This window comes from Microbacterium sp. BH-3-3-3, assembly GCF_007679045.1.
Lineage (GTDB): Bacteria > Actinomycetota > Actinomycetes > Actinomycetales > Microbacteriaceae > Microbacterium > Microbacterium algihabitans.
The window spans coordinates 1,331,284-1,347,268 of the sequence record NZ_VEFS01000001.1 but is presented as its reverse complement, the minus strand read 5'-3'; the positions used below and the strand labels follow the sequence as shown (position 1 = coordinate 1,347,268).

Annotated in this window: 16 protein-coding genes; 8 read left to right on the top strand and 8 right to left on the bottom strand. The window is 70.7% G+C overall.

Going from position 1 to position 15,985, the window contains the following annotated elements; translation table 11 throughout:
• Nucleotides 1-3 precede the first annotated feature (3 nt).
• Both FS769_RS06310 and FS769_RS06305 read right to left on the bottom strand, forming a co-directional pair.
• A complete protein-coding gene (locus tag FS769_RS06310) occupies nt 4-432 on the bottom strand; it encodes a hypothetical protein (RefSeq protein ID WP_144830850.1) in 429 nt (142 codons plus the stop codon).
• Between the two features lie 50 nt (nt 433-482).
• Nucleotides 483-1,088 (bottom strand): GntR family transcriptional regulator, encoded by a 606-nt coding sequence (locus tag FS769_RS06305; protein ID WP_144830847.1) that lies wholly within the window; start codon nt 1,086-1,088, stop codon nt 483-485.
• Nucleotides 1,089-1,419: 331 nt separating this feature from the next.
• Between FS769_RS06305 and FS769_RS06300 the strand changes: the two genes are divergently transcribed.
• The gene (locus FS769_RS06300) at nt 1,420-1,626 is read left to right on the top strand and encodes a cold-shock protein (protein WP_144830844.1); all 207 of its coding nucleotides are present in this window, start codon (nt 1,420-1,422) and stop codon (nt 1,624-1,626) included.
• A gap of 95 nt (nt 1,627-1,721) precedes the next feature.
• Here the strand turns inward: FS769_RS06300 and FS769_RS06295 are convergent, their stop codons facing one another.
• The 5 genes from FS769_RS06295 to FS769_RS06275 are packed head-to-tail and all read right to left on the bottom strand — an operon-like array spanning nt 1,722 to nt 7,688.
• Entirely contained in the window at nt 1,722-3,785 is a 2,064-nt protein-coding gene (locus FS769_RS06295; protein ID WP_144830841.1) for a bifunctional lysylphosphatidylglycerol flippase/synthetase MprF, read from the bottom strand.
• Between the two features lie 39 nt (nt 3,786-3,824).
• Nucleotides 3,825-5,012 (bottom strand): hypothetical protein, encoded by a 1,188-nt coding sequence (locus FS769_RS06290; RefSeq protein WP_144830838.1) that lies wholly within the window; start codon nt 5,010-5,012, stop codon nt 3,825-3,827.
• Nucleotides 5,005-5,691 (bottom strand): HAD hydrolase-like protein, encoded by a 687-nt coding sequence (locus tag FS769_RS06285; RefSeq protein ID WP_144830835.1) that lies wholly within the window; start codon nt 5,689-5,691, stop codon nt 5,005-5,007. Before FS769_RS06285 ends, FS769_RS06290 begins: the two co-directional genes overlap by 8 nt.
• Nucleotides 5,692-5,738: 47 nt before the next feature.
• A complete protein-coding gene (gene nucS / locus FS769_RS06280) occupies nt 5,739-6,437 on the bottom strand; it encodes an endonuclease NucS (protein WP_144783567.1) in 699 nt (232 codons plus the stop codon).
• Nucleotides 6,438-6,446: 9 nt separating this feature from the next.
• Nucleotides 6,447-7,688 (bottom strand): sugar MFS transporter, encoded by a 1,242-nt coding sequence (locus FS769_RS06275; protein WP_144830832.1) that lies wholly within the window; start codon nt 7,686-7,688, stop codon nt 6,447-6,449.
• 58 nt (nt 7,689-7,746) lie between these two features.
• On the opposite strand from FS769_RS06275, the gene FS769_RS06270 reads away from it, so the two are divergent.
• The 7 genes from FS769_RS06270 to mnhG all read left to right on the top strand — a co-directional run bounded on the left by FS769_RS06270 (nt 7,747) and on the right by mnhG (nt 15,250).
• The gene (locus FS769_RS06270; protein WP_144830829.1) at nt 7,747-8,796 is read left to right on the top strand and encodes a LacI family DNA-binding transcriptional regulator; all 1,050 of its coding nucleotides are present in this window, start codon (nt 7,747-7,749) and stop codon (nt 8,794-8,796) included.
• 96 nt (nt 8,797-8,892) lie between these two features.
• Nucleotides 8,893-11,820 (top strand): Na+/H+ antiporter subunit A, encoded by a 2,928-nt coding sequence (locus FS769_RS06265; RefSeq protein WP_144830826.1) that lies wholly within the window; start codon nt 8,893-8,895, stop codon nt 11,818-11,820.
• Nucleotides 11,817-12,446, top strand: coding sequence for a sodium:proton antiporter (locus FS769_RS06260; protein ID WP_144830823.1), 630 nt, complete (start codon nt 11,817-11,819; stop codon nt 12,444-12,446). The genes FS769_RS06265 and FS769_RS06260 overlap by 4 nt, the downstream gene beginning before the upstream one ends.
• Nucleotides 12,443-13,996 (top strand): Na+/H+ antiporter subunit D, encoded by a 1,554-nt coding sequence (locus FS769_RS06255; protein ID WP_144830820.1) that lies wholly within the window; start codon nt 12,443-12,445, stop codon nt 13,994-13,996. Before FS769_RS06260 ends, FS769_RS06255 begins: the two co-directional genes overlap by 4 nt.
• Nucleotides 13,996-14,610: a Na+/H+ antiporter subunit E gene (locus FS769_RS06250; protein WP_144830818.1), complete on the top strand. Its 615-nt coding sequence runs from the start codon at nt 13,996-13,998 to the stop codon at nt 14,608-14,610. Before FS769_RS06255 ends, FS769_RS06250 begins: the two co-directional genes overlap by 1 nt.
• Complete coding sequence (locus tag FS769_RS06245) at nt 14,607-14,873, top strand: monovalent cation/H+ antiporter complex subunit F (protein WP_144830815.1); 267 nt, start codon at nt 14,607-14,609, stop codon at nt 14,871-14,873. Before FS769_RS06250 ends, FS769_RS06245 begins: the two co-directional genes overlap by 4 nt.
• Nucleotides 14,870-15,250 carry a monovalent cation/H(+) antiporter subunit G gene (gene mnhG / locus FS769_RS06240; RefSeq protein WP_144830812.1) on the top strand — a complete coding sequence of 127 codons (381 nt, stop codon included), beginning with the start codon at nt 14,870-14,872 and terminating at the stop codon, nt 15,248-15,250. Before FS769_RS06245 ends, mnhG begins: the two co-directional genes overlap by 4 nt.
• 7 nt (nt 15,251-15,257) lie before the next feature.
• Here the strand turns inward: mnhG and FS769_RS06235 are convergent, their stop codons facing one another.
• Nucleotides 15,258-15,800: an SRPBCC family protein gene (locus tag FS769_RS06235; protein WP_144830809.1), complete on the bottom strand. Its 543-nt coding sequence runs from the start codon at nt 15,798-15,800 to the stop codon at nt 15,258-15,260.
• Nucleotides 15,801-15,985 lie beyond the last annotated feature (185 nt).

Sequence of the window (15,985 nt, the reverse complement as noted above, 5' to 3'; positions counted from 1 at the left end):
GCGTCACTCTAACGTCGGCGGAAGGACGTACACCACGTCGGCCCCGTCGCGCCCGTGCTCGACGAACCCGAGCCGTGCGAGCACGTCGTGGCTCGGTTCGTCGTCGGCCGCGACGCACGCGTAGAGCGGTCGCTCGGCCTCGTGCACCGTGACCATGCGCAGCGCTTCAGTCGGCGCCTCGGGGTCGGCGTCCGGACGGACGGCGAGCAGGACCTCGCGATCGCCGTCGACGTCCATGGCGGCGGCGACGCCCACCACACTGTCGTCCTGCACGATGGCGTGTGCGGACACGGCGTCATCGGCCAGCCAGGCGTCGAACGCCGCACGGTCGTCGAACCGCGCGCGCGACCACGCCGACGAGCTCGAGCGGACGGCCTGGAAAGCCGCGTCGGTGGTGTCGGGGGCGAGGTCGCGCAACTCGATGTGGGGCATGCGCGTCACGCTATCGCGAGGGTCCGGCGGGTCCGAGGCGTCTTGCGTGCTCAGGCGAATCCGTGCAGAGACAGGAAGGTCCACGTCGCGCCGTTGGTGTCGCGGCGCGCGACCTGATCGCGCAGGTGTTCGAACAGGACCGACCGCGTCTCGGTCGAGGTGTACCAGCCCTCGAGGTTGCGGCGGAGCACCAGATCGGTCTGCTCGAGCTGCTTGCGGAAGACGACGTTGCGCGAAACGGCTACGAGGTGGGTGTGCAGGGCGAGCGCGGCCAGGACGTACGAGGGGGAGTCCTCCGCGTCGCGCAGCCCGTCGACGTGCGAGACGATGCTCTGCACCTCTTCGTCGCTGCAGCGGGGGAGCGCGATGTGCATGACGGCCGCGATCGTGTGCGCGGCGTACTCGCGCATGTCTCCGCGCGCTCGCTCGCTCACCTCCGACACCCGGGTGTACCGGTTGGCGGCGACCTCGACCATGCCGATGCGCTCGAGTTTCTGCAGGGCCTCGCGCACGGGGGTGCGGGAGATCCCCATCAATGCGGCCAGTTCGACGTCGCGCAGACGGTCTCCCGGCTGGAGGCGACCGTCGACGATCGCCTCGCCGAGGGCTCGGTAAGCCTCGTCGACGAGGGCGGAAGCACGCCGACGATCGTCCATCAGGCGAATTTTACGACCCTCGGTTATCACAGAACACGGCAATAACTCGCTGATTCTTCGTTTTCGTGTCGCGAACGGGCTCCGGCGCCGGTATTGTCATCACCGTCACGCCTCGCGTGACATATCCGGGGGGATCCGTCGACGCCCGGGCTTCGAGCTCTGCTCAGCCCGGGCGTCGTATGGGCTCAGGGCTCTTTCGGCCCGCCGGGGTCTCCCGGAGACGTCCCGCAACGTTTATGTCACGGACCTGTGCGCCGATGCGGCCCGGCCGTTACTTTGGGCTCACTGACCGGCGCGCTCGGCGCCGGCTGAAGCGGAAAACGGCAACACGATGAGCACGCAGGGCACGGTCAAGTGGTTCAACTCGGAGAAGGGCTTCGGTTTCATCGCTCCCGATGACGGGGGTCAGGATGTCTTCGCGCACTACAGCGCGATCCAGTCGGGCGGTTACCGCTCGCTCGAAGAGAACCAGCGCGTCGAGTTCGAGGTCGCGCAGGGCCCCAAGGGTCTGCAGGCGGAGAACATCCGCCCCCTCTGATCCGTGTCCGGCCCTCGGCCGGATCCGCCCCGACCGTGCGCCTCGCGCCGGTCGGGGCATCTCACGGTTCCGGATGCCATGGCATCCGGGATTCGTCAGTGCTCCTGTCGCACGAGGTCGACGCCGGCGGCCGCGAACTGTCGCAGCGTCGCGTGCGGCAGGAACGCGCGCGTGAGGGCGGCGCCGATGCGCGTGAGATCGGCCTCGTCGCGGTAGAGCAGGTACATCGTCTCGTAGCGCGGGTGGAACTTCTGCTTGAAGCGGTGCAGTGACGCGAAGCCGTAGACGGGCTCGAGCATCGCAGCCATGCGCTCCTGCAGGTCGGCGATGACGCCGGCATCCGCGGGGTACTCGTGCGCGAGCGGAGCCCCGGACAGCGACATGACGGCCGCGCCCTCGTTCGAGAACTGCTGCGCCGACGCGCCGATCAGGTACTCCATCACGGGGCCGAAGCCGCCCTCGCGGCGACGCATGAGATCGAGCGTCCAGCCCCTGATCGCGCCCTCGCCGTAGACCGGCAGCCACGAGAGGAACCCGTCGACGTCGCCCGCCGGTGAGACCGCGAGGGCGAGGCGCACCTCGGGATCGGCGGCCTCGTGCAGGGTTCCGAGCGTGAAGCCCATCTCGGGCAGGCCCTTCTCGCCGACCCAGCTGTCGGAGATCGCGCTCAGCTGCTGCCGGACGCCCCAGCTCTCGTCGGACAGGCGCGACAGGCGGAACGTCATGCCCTCGCGCTGCGCACGGTTGAGCGAGGTGCGCACCGCCGACCACGCCTTGCCGGTGAACTGCAGCCCGGGGAGGTCGACCACGGTGTCGTCGGCGACGACGATGCTGCGCCACCCGTCGGGGACGGCGGCGTGCGTGGCCTCACCGGCGCTGAAGAAGCAGGGGGCGAGTCCCGCGGCCTCGGCGGCCTCGATGAACGCCCGCACGGTCTGCGCGCGCTCCGCTTCGGGGCCGATCGGGTCGGCCAGGGCCAGGGCGACGCCGGAGCGGCGTTGGTAGGCGACGATCCCGCTGCCGAACCGGGCGTACGACATGCCCTCCCACGTCGTCATCCACGACAGGGTGCCGCCCCCGTCGGCGTGCAGCGCGGTCTTCACCTCTTGCGCCGTGGGCGCGGGAGAGGCGCCGAGCTGGGCCCGCGGCCGGGCGCGGAACGCGCCCCGCACGAGCACGAAGTACGCCCCCGCCACGATCCACAGCGCCGACGAGGCCAGCACGCTCGTGACGTCGGCGCCGAGGTCGGCCTCGACGCGCGGGAGCCCCGCCAGCAGCAGCACCATGATCAGCAGCAGCACCAGCACGGCGTTCAGCGCCACGTAGACGATCACGATGATCCACGCCCACCGACGACCGCGCCGCAGCGCGGTGGCCACGACGAGCACGATCACGGTGTTGACGGCCACGTCGATCCACGACCCCGACGTCGCGGCCGAGAAGCCGAAGGGGCCGGTCATCGGGGCGAGGTAGCCGAGGATCTCGATCGCGCCGAGCGCGCACAGCACGACGAAGGCGAGAAGCCGCTGCTCGCGCACGTTCACCCGCTGCGGGCGCAGCGACCTCGTCACCCCGAGCACGAGCCCCACCGCGAGCAGTCGCTCGAGGTCGGGGAGCGAGCCGTAGTAGAAGAGAGCGACCGCGAGGCAGGCGAGCAGCACCGTCCACGCGCGCAGGCGCCAGGGCGAGGGCAGCAGGGCGACGGCGGCGGCGATGCACGCGAAGAGTCCGGCCGACGGGCCGACCGAGAGCACATCCGCCTGCTGCTGTGCCCACGTCCACGGCAGCAGAGAGCCCCCCCACAGCAGCAGCGCCGCCGCGAGCACGGCGAAGAGCTGCCCCACGGCGAAGGTCGCGGCGGCGACGCGGCTGCCGCGGCGGTACTCGAGGAAGCCGATCCCGGCGAGGGCGGGGAAGCCGGCGAGGAACAGCCAGGGCGAGCCGACGAAGAACGTGCCCGTGACCGGAGTCCACCAGCGCCCGGCCCCGAGCGCCGGCAGTCCGTAGGCGACGGAGGGGAAGAGATCGGATGCCGTGAACGGCTGCCAGAGGCTCCCGGTGAGAAGGCCGATGACCAGCACAGCGGCGGCGAACCCCAGGGTCACCGGGATGCGCCTCGCTGCTCCCAGAGCACGGCTCGGCGTCGTGTTCTTCCCCATGCCGCTCACGATAGGGCACTCGTGAGCGGCGGTCGGGGATCAGTTCTGCGGGGGCGGGACCGCATGCCAGGCGGCTCGAGCGTCGGCCAGAGCCCGACCCGCATCGGTGGCCGCGCGCGAGGCGGCGAGCTCGCGGCGCGCGCGTTCGAGCCGCAGACGATCGGCGATCGGACGCACCTCGTCGCGGGTGTCGGCCTGAGCCAGGGCGGCCCGCGCGCACGCGAGGGTGCCCGGCAGGGCGGCACGCGCCGCCTCGAGCCGCAGACGCGGGCTGACCGCGTCGCCGATCATCTCATCGCGCAGTTCGCGCGCGCGAGCGACGGCGACGATCGCCTCGCGCGGCCGGCCACCCGCCTCGGCGGCCGCGCGCTCGAGGTCTTGCCGCGCCGCACGGAGGCGGTCGAGCGCATCGGGCGCGCACTGCCCGCCGCGGGTCGTGGCGATCTGCACGGCGTCGTCGAGCTCCGCGCGCACCGCGGCCAGCTCGGCCTCGGCGTTCTCGGCAGCCTGGAAGGCGATGCGATGGGCGTCTTCGACCGCCCGCAGGTGACGCGCCGCCCGGCGGATCTCGCGCGCCGCGTGTAGTAGCGCCTCGTCGTCGGGCGCTGCGGAGAGGGCCTCGTCCGCCTCGGAAAGCGCTGCCGATGCCGCCGCGGCCGACGCCTCGGCCTCGGCCCAGTCGGAGCGATCGAAGCGGTGCCGGAGCGCATCGAGCAGCGGTTCGGGGTCGCCCGCCGCCGCCACGACCGCCTCGCGACGCTCGCGCGCCGCCGCCGCCAACCGGTCGGTCGAACGGTGTGCGCGGACCCACTCCGCGAGCCGCGCGCGCGTGTCGGACGTGCGGGCGAGCTGTCCCTCGAGACCGGTCCGGGTGCGACGGGCGAGATCGCGCCGCGTCGCGGGGATCAGGGACGCATCGTCGAGATCCGAGACGTCGACGAAACCGCGGTCACGGGCGCGGTGCGCCGACGTACGCGCGCGGCGCAGTTCGGTGGGCGCATCGCCGGAGTCATCGGCATTCGCCGCCTCGAAGGCCACGTCGAGTTCGACGACGGCGTCATCGAGACGCAGCAGGGCGTCGGCGGCTTCGGCGACCGCTGCATCGGCCGCCGCGCGGGTCTTCGCCGACCGACGGATCGTCCGCACGACGAAGACGACGATCGCCACGGCCACGGCCGCGAGGATCAGCGCGACGAGCGCGGGCACCGCCCCGTCGATGTCAGACACCGGCGTCGTCGTCGACGAGGAGCAGGGCGCGCAGCTGGTCGACGTCGTCGACGGCCGCCTGAGCACCGTCGGCCTCGTGGGGCCAGCTGAAGCCCCACCGCACGAAGATGACCGGCACCCCGGCATCCGCCCCGCCCTCGACGTCGTGATGCCGATCGCCGATGAGCACGGGGCGCGAGATGTCGGCACCGGCGGCCTCGAGGCGGCGCAACGCCTCGCGCACGATGTCGGACTTGGCGCTCAGCGCGCGCTCGTCGAGACTCGCACCCACCATGGCCTCGAGGTCGGGGGCGAGGCCGAAGTGGTCCATCAGGGCGACCACCTGCACCTCGGGTTTCGAGCTCGCCGTCGACTGCGGAACCCCCGCCGCATGCACGTCGTGCACGAGCTCGGCGACACCGGGATACAGCTGGGCGCTGCCCGTGTAGCCCTCGCTCTTGTTGAGCGCGCGGTAGAACACCACGGCCTCATCCGCCTGCTCGAGGGTCATGCCGGTGTTGACCTGGAACGACTCCCGCATGGGCGGACCGATCCACTTCGACAGCTCGCCACGCGTCGGCGGCGTGCGACCGAAGTGATCGAGCGTGGTGGTCAATCGGCGGAGGATGCCCTCCGAAGCGTCGACGAGCGTGCCGTCGACGTCCCACAGGACGCAGGAGAAGGGAGAGCGTGCAGACATGCGTCCACGCTACCGGCGCGGCATCCGCCCGGCTCGATGCGGCGCGGTCAGAACAGACGCGGGGCGCCCGACTGCACGCCCTTCATCTCGTCGTAGTCGAGGGTGAGGCACCGGATGCCGCGATCGGTGGCGAGCACGCGCGCTTGCGGCTTGATCTCCTGAGCCGCGAACACCCCGGTCACCGGAGCCAGGAGCGGGTCGCGGTTGAGCAGCTCGAGGTAGCGGGTGAGCTGCTCGACGCCGTCGATGTCGCCGCGGCGCTTGACCTCGATCGCGACGGTGCCCGTGCCGTCGTCGTTGCGCAGCAGCAGGTCGACGGGGCCGATCGCGGTCGGGTACTCCCGGCGGACGAGCGTGAGGTTCTCGCCCACGACCGACACCTGCTCGGCCAGGAGCCGCTGCAGGTCGGCCTCGACACCGTCCTTGATGAGCCCGGGATCGACACCCAGCTCGTGGGCGGTGTCGTGGATGATCTCGTGGATGCGCACGAGCAGGGCGTCACCGGTCTTGGCGTGCAGGACGCGCCAGCGCTCGATCACCCCGTCTTCGACGTCGACCTCGTCGGGCTGCTCGAGGGTCAGGCTGCACGGCGGGCTCATCCAGTTGAGCGGCTTGTACGAGCCGCCGTCGGAGTGCACCAGCAGGCTGCCGTCGTTCTTGTGCACGAGCAGCCGGGTGGCGAGGGGGAGATGCGCGTTGAGGCGGCCGGTGTAGTCGACGGAGCAACGGGCGATGACGAGACGCACCCGACGAGCCTAATCGCGTCGCGCGGGCTCGGCCTCCGCCTTCTCGGCGACGACGAGCGGCTTCGCGGCGCCGGAGAAGAGACCGGATGCCACGATCAGGCCGACGACGATGAGCAGTGTGTTGAGCAGGCCGATGTGGTCGCCGATCCAGCCGAGGATCGGAGGGCCGCACAGGAATGCGACGTACCCGATCGTGGCGGCGGCGGCAACGCGCGATGCGGCCTTGGCGGGGTCGTCGGCGGCCGCCGACATGCCGATCGGGAAGCCGAGCGAGGCGCCGAGGCCCCACAGTGCCGCGCCGATGAAGACGAGGGGTCCGTAGGGCGCCAGGATGAACAGCAGCAGTCCCGCGGCGGCGGTGCCGGCGAGCACCCGCAGGACGAGCACGCGACCGAGGCGGTCGACGACGGGACCGCCCGCGATGCGGCCGACCGTCATCGCCACGGAGAACACCGCGAGCACTGCCGGGCCGGCCTCTTCAGGGGCACCGTGGCCGTAGACCACCGCGGACGGCAGCCAGTCGTTCGCGCTGCCCTCGGCGAAGGCCATGCCCAGCATGATCACGCCGAGCGTGTAGGTGCGCGGCTCGCGCCAGGCCTGCAGCGACACCGCGAGGCGCTCGCGCCAGTGCGCGCGCTCCTCGTCGGCCGGGGCGTCCATCGCGACTTCAGCGCGCGGCACGTTGGCCACCGCGACGAACGCGACGACGATGATCACCACGCCCATCGCCACGCTGTGCGCGATGACGGGGATGCCGAGGCTCACCGCGACGAAGCCGAGACCGGCGCCGATGACGGTGCCGAAGCTGAAGAAGGCGTGCAGCAGCGGCATGATCGTGCGGCCGGTGGCCTTCTCGAGAGCTGCGCCCTCGACGTTCATCATCACGTCGACGGCGCCGTTGCCGAAGCCGAACAACGCCAGGCCCACCAGGGCGACGCCGAAGAGCTGGAGGGAGTCGGCGCCGAAGCCGATGATCATCAGGCCGACGCCGACGAGGAGCAGGGCCACGAGCATGCCGCTGCGGGCGCCGATGCGGGCCATGACGGCCGGAGCGATCGACAGGCCGATGATGGATGCCACTCCCATCCCCAGCAGCAGCAGCCCGACGCCGGAGTTCTCGATGCCGAGGGATTCTCGGATGGCCGGCACCCGCGAAGCCCAGGTCGAGATGCTCAACCCGCTCGCGAGGAAGATGGCGCAGATCGCGATGTGCCAGCGGACGAGCTGGGACCGGGTGAGCGTCGAGTGCATGGGAGAACCCTATCGAATCGATTCGGCGCCGCGGGATCGCGCAGGTTACGATCGGGCGGTGAGCACCAGACGCGCGACGATCAGCGATGTCGCCCGCGAGGCGGGAGTCTCCGCATCGACGGCGTCCGTCGTGTTCAGCGGGAAGACCCCCACCTCGGAGGCGACGAGGGCCCGCGTGATCGCCGCCGCCGAGTCGCTCGGATACACCGGCCCCGACCCGCGAGCGGCCTCGCTGCGCCGCGGGCGCTCCGGGATCGTCGGCGTGGTCTTCGACCAGCACCTCGGCACTGCGTTCCTCGACCCGGTCACCACGCACATGATGGACGGGCTCGCCGACGGGGTCTCGCGCCTCGGAGCGGCCCTCCTGCTGCTGCGCGACGACGGGGTCACGGTGAGCGAGCCGTCGCTGCACACCGCGCCCATCGACGCCGCCGTGCTGATCGGCTGCAGCCCGCGCATGCGCGACTCGCTCGAGATCGTCCGAGGCCGCGGCATCCCGGTCGTGGTCGTCGAGGGAGATGCGGGCGAGGGGATCCCCCAGGTTCTGCTCGACAACGCCGAGGCCCAGCGCGAAGCGGCTCTGCACGTCTCCGCCCTCGGCCACCGCGACGTCGTGATCGTCACCCTCCCCACCGACACCGCCCGCCGACGCGGGTGGATCGCCGACGGCGCCGAGGTGCGCGTCGACGTCACCGCCGACCGCCTGGCGGGAGCGCGGCAGGTCTTCCCCGACGCCCCGGCGCTCGCCGCGGCGACCAGCTCGATCGACGAGGGGGCGATCGCGGGGCGCACGATCTTCGCCGATCCCGCCCGACGACCGACCGCCGTCATCGCGCAGAGCGACCTGCTGGCCGCCGGCGTCATCCGGGCGGCCGAGGAGGCCGGGTTGCGGGTGCCGCACGACGTCAGCGTCACCGGCTTCGACGGCGTCGTGGTCGACGGTCTCGCGCCGCACGTGCTCACGACCCTCGTGCAGCCCGCGACCGCGAAAGGTCGGGCCGCCGGGGAGGCGGTCGCAGCGATGCTCGAAGACGCCGAGCCCTCGGGACTCGCCCTATCGTGCACGTTCCGCGAGGGCACGACGACCGCCCCGCCGCCTACCAGATGATCGCCGGCGGCGCGGAAAGTCTCATGCGCCGCATAGAATAGGTCCGACACCCCGAGAGCCCGGGCACCCGCCCGTCGAACCCGAGGAGGCCCGACCATGCTGATCTTCCTCGGCGCCTTCGCGGCCGTCCCCCTGCTCCTGCCGTGGCTCGTCTCGCGCATCGGCGCTCGCGCGTTTTACGTCGCCGCCGCTCTCCCCGCTCTGGCGTTCGCCCACGCCATCGTCGCCGCTCCTTCTGTTTTCGGTGGTGACATTCCGTTCGAGGAATACCGCTGGATCCCGGCGATCAACGTGTCGCTGTCGATGCGCATGGACGTGCTCGGATGGCTCCTCACGCTCGTCGTGACGGGTGTCGGTGCCCTGGTGATGCTCTACTGCCGCTGGTACTTCCGGGGCAAGACCGCGGGCGTCGGGCAGTTCTCCGCCGTGCTGCTGGGCTTCGCCGGTGCCATGTACGGGCTCGTGCTCACCGATGACATCGTGGTGCTCGTCATGCTGTGGGAAGTCACGAGCGTGCTGTCGTACCTGCTCATCGGGTACTACCACGGTCGTGCCTCGAGTCGCCGCGCCGCCCTGCAGGCCCTGCTGGTGACGACCCTGGGCGGGCTGGTCATGCTGATCGGCGTCGTGCTCATGGTCGTGCAGGCGGGCACCTCGAGCCTGTCGGCGATCCTCGCCAACCCGCCGGTGGGAACCGTCGTCGACATCGCCGTGCTGCTGCTGCTCGTCGGCGCGCTGAGCAAGTCGGCGATCTTCCCCTTCCACTTCTGGCTCCCCGGTGCCATGGCGGCCCCCACTCCGGTCAGCGCGTATCTGCACGCGGCCGCGATGGTGAAGGCGGGCATCTACCTCATCGCGCGCCTCGCCCCCGGGTTCGCCGAGACGCCGTTCTGGCGCCCCACGCTCATCGCCCTCGGCGTCTTCACGATGCTGCTGGGCGGGTTCCAGGCTCTGCGCGAGCGCGACCTCAAGCGCATCCTCGCCTTCGGCACGGTGAGCCAGCTCGGCTTCCTCACCGTGATGCTCGGCTACGGCACTCGCGACGCCGCCCTGGCCGGGGTCGCCCTGCTGCTGAGTCACGCCCTGTTCAAGTCGTGCCTCTTCCTCGTCGTCGGCGTGATCGACCGCCAGCTCAACACCCGTGACATCGGCCAGCTCTCGGGCCTCGGCCGACAGGCGCCGGTCATGGCGACGGCATCGTTCATCGCGATCTTCTCGATGGCGGGCGTCATCCCCACCCTCGGGTTCGTCGCGAAAGAGACGGCGCTGACGGCCCTGCTGCACGAGGCCGAGGCCGGTGCTCCGTGGGGTCTCGTCGCGCTCTTCGGCGTGGTGCTGGGCTCCGCGCTCACGGCGGCGTACGGCATCCGCTTCCTCTGGGGTGCCTACTGGACCAAGCGCGATGTCGAGACCACCGACTGGCCCGACCCGCCCATCGGCTTCCTGTCGGCTCCCGTGCTGCTCGCGGCGGCCTCGCTCACCCTCGGCTTCCTCGCGCCGATCGTCGACCACTGGCTTGCGCCCTATGCCGACGGTCTGCCCGAGGCGACGGCGGGGGTCGAGGCTCCCGAATACCCGTACCACCTCGCGCTCTGGCACGGTCTCGAGCCGGCGCTGTTCATCTCCCTCGGCACGCTGGCCCTCGGCGCCGGGATCTTCTGGCTGGTGCGCAAGACGCAGCTGCACAAGCGCCCCCGCGTGCTGCCGTTCACCGCGAACGACGTCTACAACGCCACACTGCGCGGCGTGGACTTCACCTCCGAGTGGGTCACCGCCCGCTTCCAGCGCGGCTCGCTGCCCTTCTACGTCGGCACGATCTTCATCGTGCTGGTCGTCGCCGAGGGCACGGCCCTCTTCGCCTCTGCGGAATGGCGTGCGCAGCTCGACGCCTGGCACACCCCGACGCAGCTGATCGCCGCCCCCCTGATGATCGCGGCGGGAATCCTGGCGGTGCGCGCCCGCAAGCGCTACACCGGCGTCGCTCTCGTCTCGGTCACCGGCCTCGGTCTCGTCGTGCTCTTCGCCACCAGCGGGGCCCCCGACCTGGCGCTCACGCAGATCCTGGTCGAGACGGTCACCCTCGTGGTGTTCGCCCTCGTGCTGCGACGACTGCCGGCGCGCATGGGCGAGCAGAACGCCTCCGTGGCCCCGCTCGCCCGGGCCGTGCTCGGCGCGGGTGTCGGTCTCACGATGGCCCTGGTGGCGATCGTGGCCACCGGTGCCCGCCAGGACGCCCCCATCTCGCTCGAGTGGCCGCCCCTCGCCTACGCGATCGGCCACGGTCGCAACGTGGTGAACGTCGCGCTTGTCGACCTGCGCGGCTGGGACACGATGGGCGAGCTGTCGGTGCTCGTCCTGGCGGCCACGGGCGTGGCATCCCTCGTCTTCATCACCGACCGCAGTGACAACCTCGCGCGCCGCTCGGGCACCGCTCGCGCGCGCGTGGGCCTCGGCCGGCGTCGCCCCCTGGTCGAGACCGACAGCGGCGTACGCGCGCAGCGCGTGGGTGAGACCGACGCCCCGCGCGCCTGGCTGGTGTCGGGCGCGAAGGTGCAGCCCGAGAACCGGTCGATCCTTCTCGAGATCATCATCCGGGTGCTCTTCCACTCGGTGATGGTCGTGTCGCTCTACCTCCTGTTCGCCGGCCACAACCTGCCCGGCGGTGGATTCGCGGGCGGCCTGGTCGCCGGTCTCGGCCTCGTCATGCGCTACATCGCGGGCGGCCGCTGGGAGCTGGGCGCCGCCGCACCGACCGACGCCGGCCGTCTGCTCGGGGCGGGCATGGCGATCGCGGTGTTGTGCGCCATGGTGCCGATGTTCTTCGGGTTCGCGCCCCTGCAGAGCTTCACCTTCGAGGGCGAGCTGCCCCTCATCGGTCACTGGGAGTTCGTCACCAGCACGATCTTCGACGTCGGGGTCTACCTCGTCGTGATCGGCCTGGTGCTCGACGTGCTCCGCAGCCTCGGCGCCGAGGTCGACCGCCAGTCGCAGCTCCCCGAGGACGCGGAGGTGAAGACGCCGTGAGCATCTCCCTCGTCCTCGTCATCGTCATGGCCGTGCTCTTCGCGTGCGGCGTCTACGCCATGCTCGAGCGCAGCCTCACCCGCGTGCTGATCGGCTTCCTGCTGCTGGGCAACGCCGCCAACCTGCTGCTGCTGATCGTCATGGGCCGCCCGGCCCTCGCTCCCTTCTACGACGGTGAGACGGATGCCGCGGACATGTCCGACGCGCTCCCTCAGGCCCTCATGCTCACGGCGATCGTCATCACGTTCGCCATCTCCGCGTTCCTGCTCGCGCTGATCTACCGCTCGTGGCAGCTCGGCCAGGCCGACACCCTCGTCGACGACGCCGACGACATCGCGCTGCGCACGCGCGTCGCGAACGAGCCGGAAGACGCGATGGACGAAGAGTCGCGGTCCGACGACGACGACGTCACCACCGACTTCGTCGGCGACGTCGCCTCGCCCATCCGCGTGCTGCACCAGGGCGACCTCTCCCAGCTCGTCGACGACGCCCCCGTCGACCGCGTCGCCGTGCGCCGCGATCGAGCGGGCCGTCCGACCGAGCCGCTCGCCCGAGAGGGCGATGAAACGGTCGAGGTCGACGAGAGCGACGCCCCCCGCGACCCCCAGGACGGTGATCGCTCATGAGCGCCCTCGTGCCCCTGCTCGTCGGCATCCCCCTCATCGGCGCCGCGATCAACCTCATCTTCGGCCGCCGCAAGAGGACGCAGATCGTGGTCTCGGTGGCCTCGCTCACCGCGGTGCTCATCCTGGGCGCGATCCTGCTGGTCGCGGTCGACACGAACGGACCGATCGCCGTCGCGATCGCCGCGTGGCAGATCCCGCTCGGCATCGTGCTCTACGTCGACGTGCTCGCGGCGCTGCTCGTGGTGGTGACGAGCATCGTGCTGCTCGCGGTGCTGCTGTTCTCGATCGGTCAGGGCGCGGCCGACAACGACGAGGACACCCCGGTCTCGATCTTCTACCCGGCGTATCTGATCCTGGGCGCGGGCATCTTCAACGCGTTCATCGCCGGCGACCTGTTCAACCTCTACGTGGGCTTCGAGATCCTGCTGGTCGCCTCGTACGTGCTGATCACCCTCGGCGGCACCGAGTCGCGCATCCGCACCGGCGTCGTCTACATCGTGGTGTCGCTGGTGTCGTCGATCCTGTTCCTCGCGGCGATCGCCATGGTCTACGGCGCCCTCGGCACGGTTAACATGGTGCAGATCAGCGAGCGCATGGCGCTGTTGCCGCAGGACACGCAGACGATCCTGCACCTGATGCTGCTGCTCGCCTTCGCGATCAAGGCGGCGGTGTTCCCGCTGTCGTTCTGGTTGCCGGACTCGTATCCGACGGCGCCCGCGCCCGTCACGGCGGTCTTCGCGGGCTTGCTGACGAAGGTCGGCGTCTACGCGATCATCCGCACCGAGACCCAGCTCTTCGTCGACAACGACATCAACTTCCTGCTGATGATGGTGGCGCTCGCGACGATGATCGTCGGCATCCTGGGTGCCGTCGCGCAGGCAGAGCTCAAGCGCATCCTGTCGTTCACGCTCGTGAGCCACATCGGCTACATGATCTTCGGCCTGGCGATCAACACCCCGCTCGCGGTGGGCGCGACGATCTACTACATCGTCCACCACATCATCGTGCAGACGACCCTCTTCCTCGCCGTGGGGCTCATCGAGCGCCGCGCGGGCAGCACCTCGATCCTCAAGGTGAAGGGCCTGATGCGCGCGGCGCCGTTGCTCGCCGTGCTCTACTTCATTCCGGCGATCAACCTGGGCGGTCTGCCGCCGTTCTCGGGGTTCATCGGCAAGTACGCCCTCTTCGACGCCGCAGCCCAAGTCGGGACGCCCGTGATGATGGTGCTCATCGTCGGCGGCATCGTCACCTCGATCCTCACGCTCTACGCCCTCATGCGGGCCTGGAACCTCTCGTTCTGGCGCGAAGACGACGACTCCGCCGAGACGACGGAGCGCATCGCGTACCTCGGCAACGCCCCCGCGGCCGCCATCTCGACCGAGCGGCGCACGATCCCGAAGATCATGACCATGGCGACGGCGGGCATGGTGATCGTGACGATCTCGCTGACGGTGTTCGCCGGGCCCCTTCTCGATGCCTGCCTCCGCGCGGGTGAGCGGATCTACAGCGGGGTCACCCTCGTTCAGCTGCAGGATGCGGAGGGCGAATGATGAGCCCGACGCGTCGCGCGCAGATGTCGCTCTTTCTGCACCAGTTGCCGCTGCTGGTGTGGCTCGTCGCGCTCTGGATGCTGCTGTGGGGGCAGTTCACCTGGCTCGCCCTCATCACCGGGCTCGTCATGGCGGTCTTCGTCACGCGCGTCTACCGCCTGCCCCCGGTCGAGCTCTCCGGCCGGATCAACCTCTGGTACGGCCTGATCTTCGTGCTCACCTTCATCGGAGCGGTCGTGAAGGGGTCGCTCATCGTCGCCTGGCAGGTGCTCGACTTCCGGCGTCCGCCCGGGGCGGCGATCATCGCCGTGCCGCTGCGCGTCGACGACGACGTGATCATGGCCCACACCGCGGTCACCGCCTCGCTCATCCCCGGGTCGTTGATCGTCGACGTCGATCGCGAGAACCGCACGCTCTTCCTGCACACGATCGGCGTGCGCGACGAGAACGACCTCGAGCACCAGCGCCGTGTCGTGCTCGGGTGGGAGGCCCGCATCACGCGAGCCGTCGGCTCGAAGGAAGAGATGCAGGAGCTGCGCGCGAAGATCGCCGAATCCGAGGCCGACGCCCGTCACGGCGTCGAGACGCCGCGCGACGGGAGGACCCTGACGTGAACGCACTCGTGGTGGTCATCCTCATCGTCTTCGCGGTCGCGGCCGTGCTGGCGCTCATCCGCCTGGTGATCGGCCCGTCCATCCTCGACCGCGCGGTCGCCGCCGACGTGCTGCTGACCGAGGTGCTCTGCATCCTGGGTGCCGACATGGTGATCAACCACCACACCCGGTCGCTCCCGGCGATGCTCGTCATCGCCGCGATCGGCGTGTTCGGATCCATCGCCGTCGCCCGCTTCGTGGCGCGGAAGGAGAACCCGCGATGACCATCGAGTCCGTCCTCGACACGGTCGCGCTCATCCTCGTGCTGATCGGCGCGCTGCTCTGCCTGACCGCGACCATCGGCCTGCTGCGCTGGCCCGACGTCCCCTCGCGCCTGCACGCCGCGACGAAGCCCCAGGTGCTCGGCGTGCTGCTGATCGTGGTCGCCATCGCGCTGTCGCAGCGCACGTGGGAAGCGGTGGCCTTCGGCATCCCGATCATCCTCATCCAGTTCGCGACCGCGCCTCTCGCCGCGCACATGGTCGGCCGCGCGGCCTACCGCAACCGCACCACCGACGAGAAGAACCTCTACGTCGACGAGCTGCAGCACCGGACCGAGCAGCCGGGGTCGACCGGAGCCCAGTCGCGTCCCGAGAGCTGACGACCGCTCAGACGTCGGCCTGCTGCACGTCGCGCTGCGCGCCCGGCGACGGTGTGCCCTCGACCGGGTCGGGCGTCGTCGTGCGGTGATCGAGCTCACGCGCCTCGCGCTCTTCGCGCCGCCCCTCGGCGAGGAAGGCCAACCGGTTCAGGCACTCGTGATTGCGGGCGATGAGCAACGGCTTCCACAGCAGCGAGGGGAGGACCGCGGCCGCTCCCGACACCGGCTCCTCGACGATCGTGACGGCGGTGCCGAACTCGTGCGGGCGGGCGTCGATGCGGATCACGCCACGCCCCAGGATGCCGGCCTCGGGCCGCAAACGTATCCGGCGCGGCGGATCCCACTCGACGATCTCGGTCTCGTCGTGGATCATCACGGGCCAGACCCCCAGGGAGTGGTGGATCTGCGACCCCTCCTGGGGCCACTCCTCGTCGACGTCGCGCATGCGCGCCGCCCCCACCACCCAGACGGGATAGAGCCAGCCGTCGGAGAGCACGGCGAACAGGTCGTCGGGCGTGCAGCGCATGAGGCGGGTGTTGCGGGCGGCCATGGCATCCCTCCGGTCGGCGTGGTTCGACTGTAGGGGGCGGGCGTCGAACGCGGCGAACCCCTTGACCGGGGGGCGGGTGGGGGCCGGTCCCTTCGACAGGCTCAGGGACCTCGGGTGAGGCTCAGGGGCCTCGGGTAAGGCTCAGGGACCAGGGGGGAGAGGTCGCTGAGCCTGTCGAAGCGGCC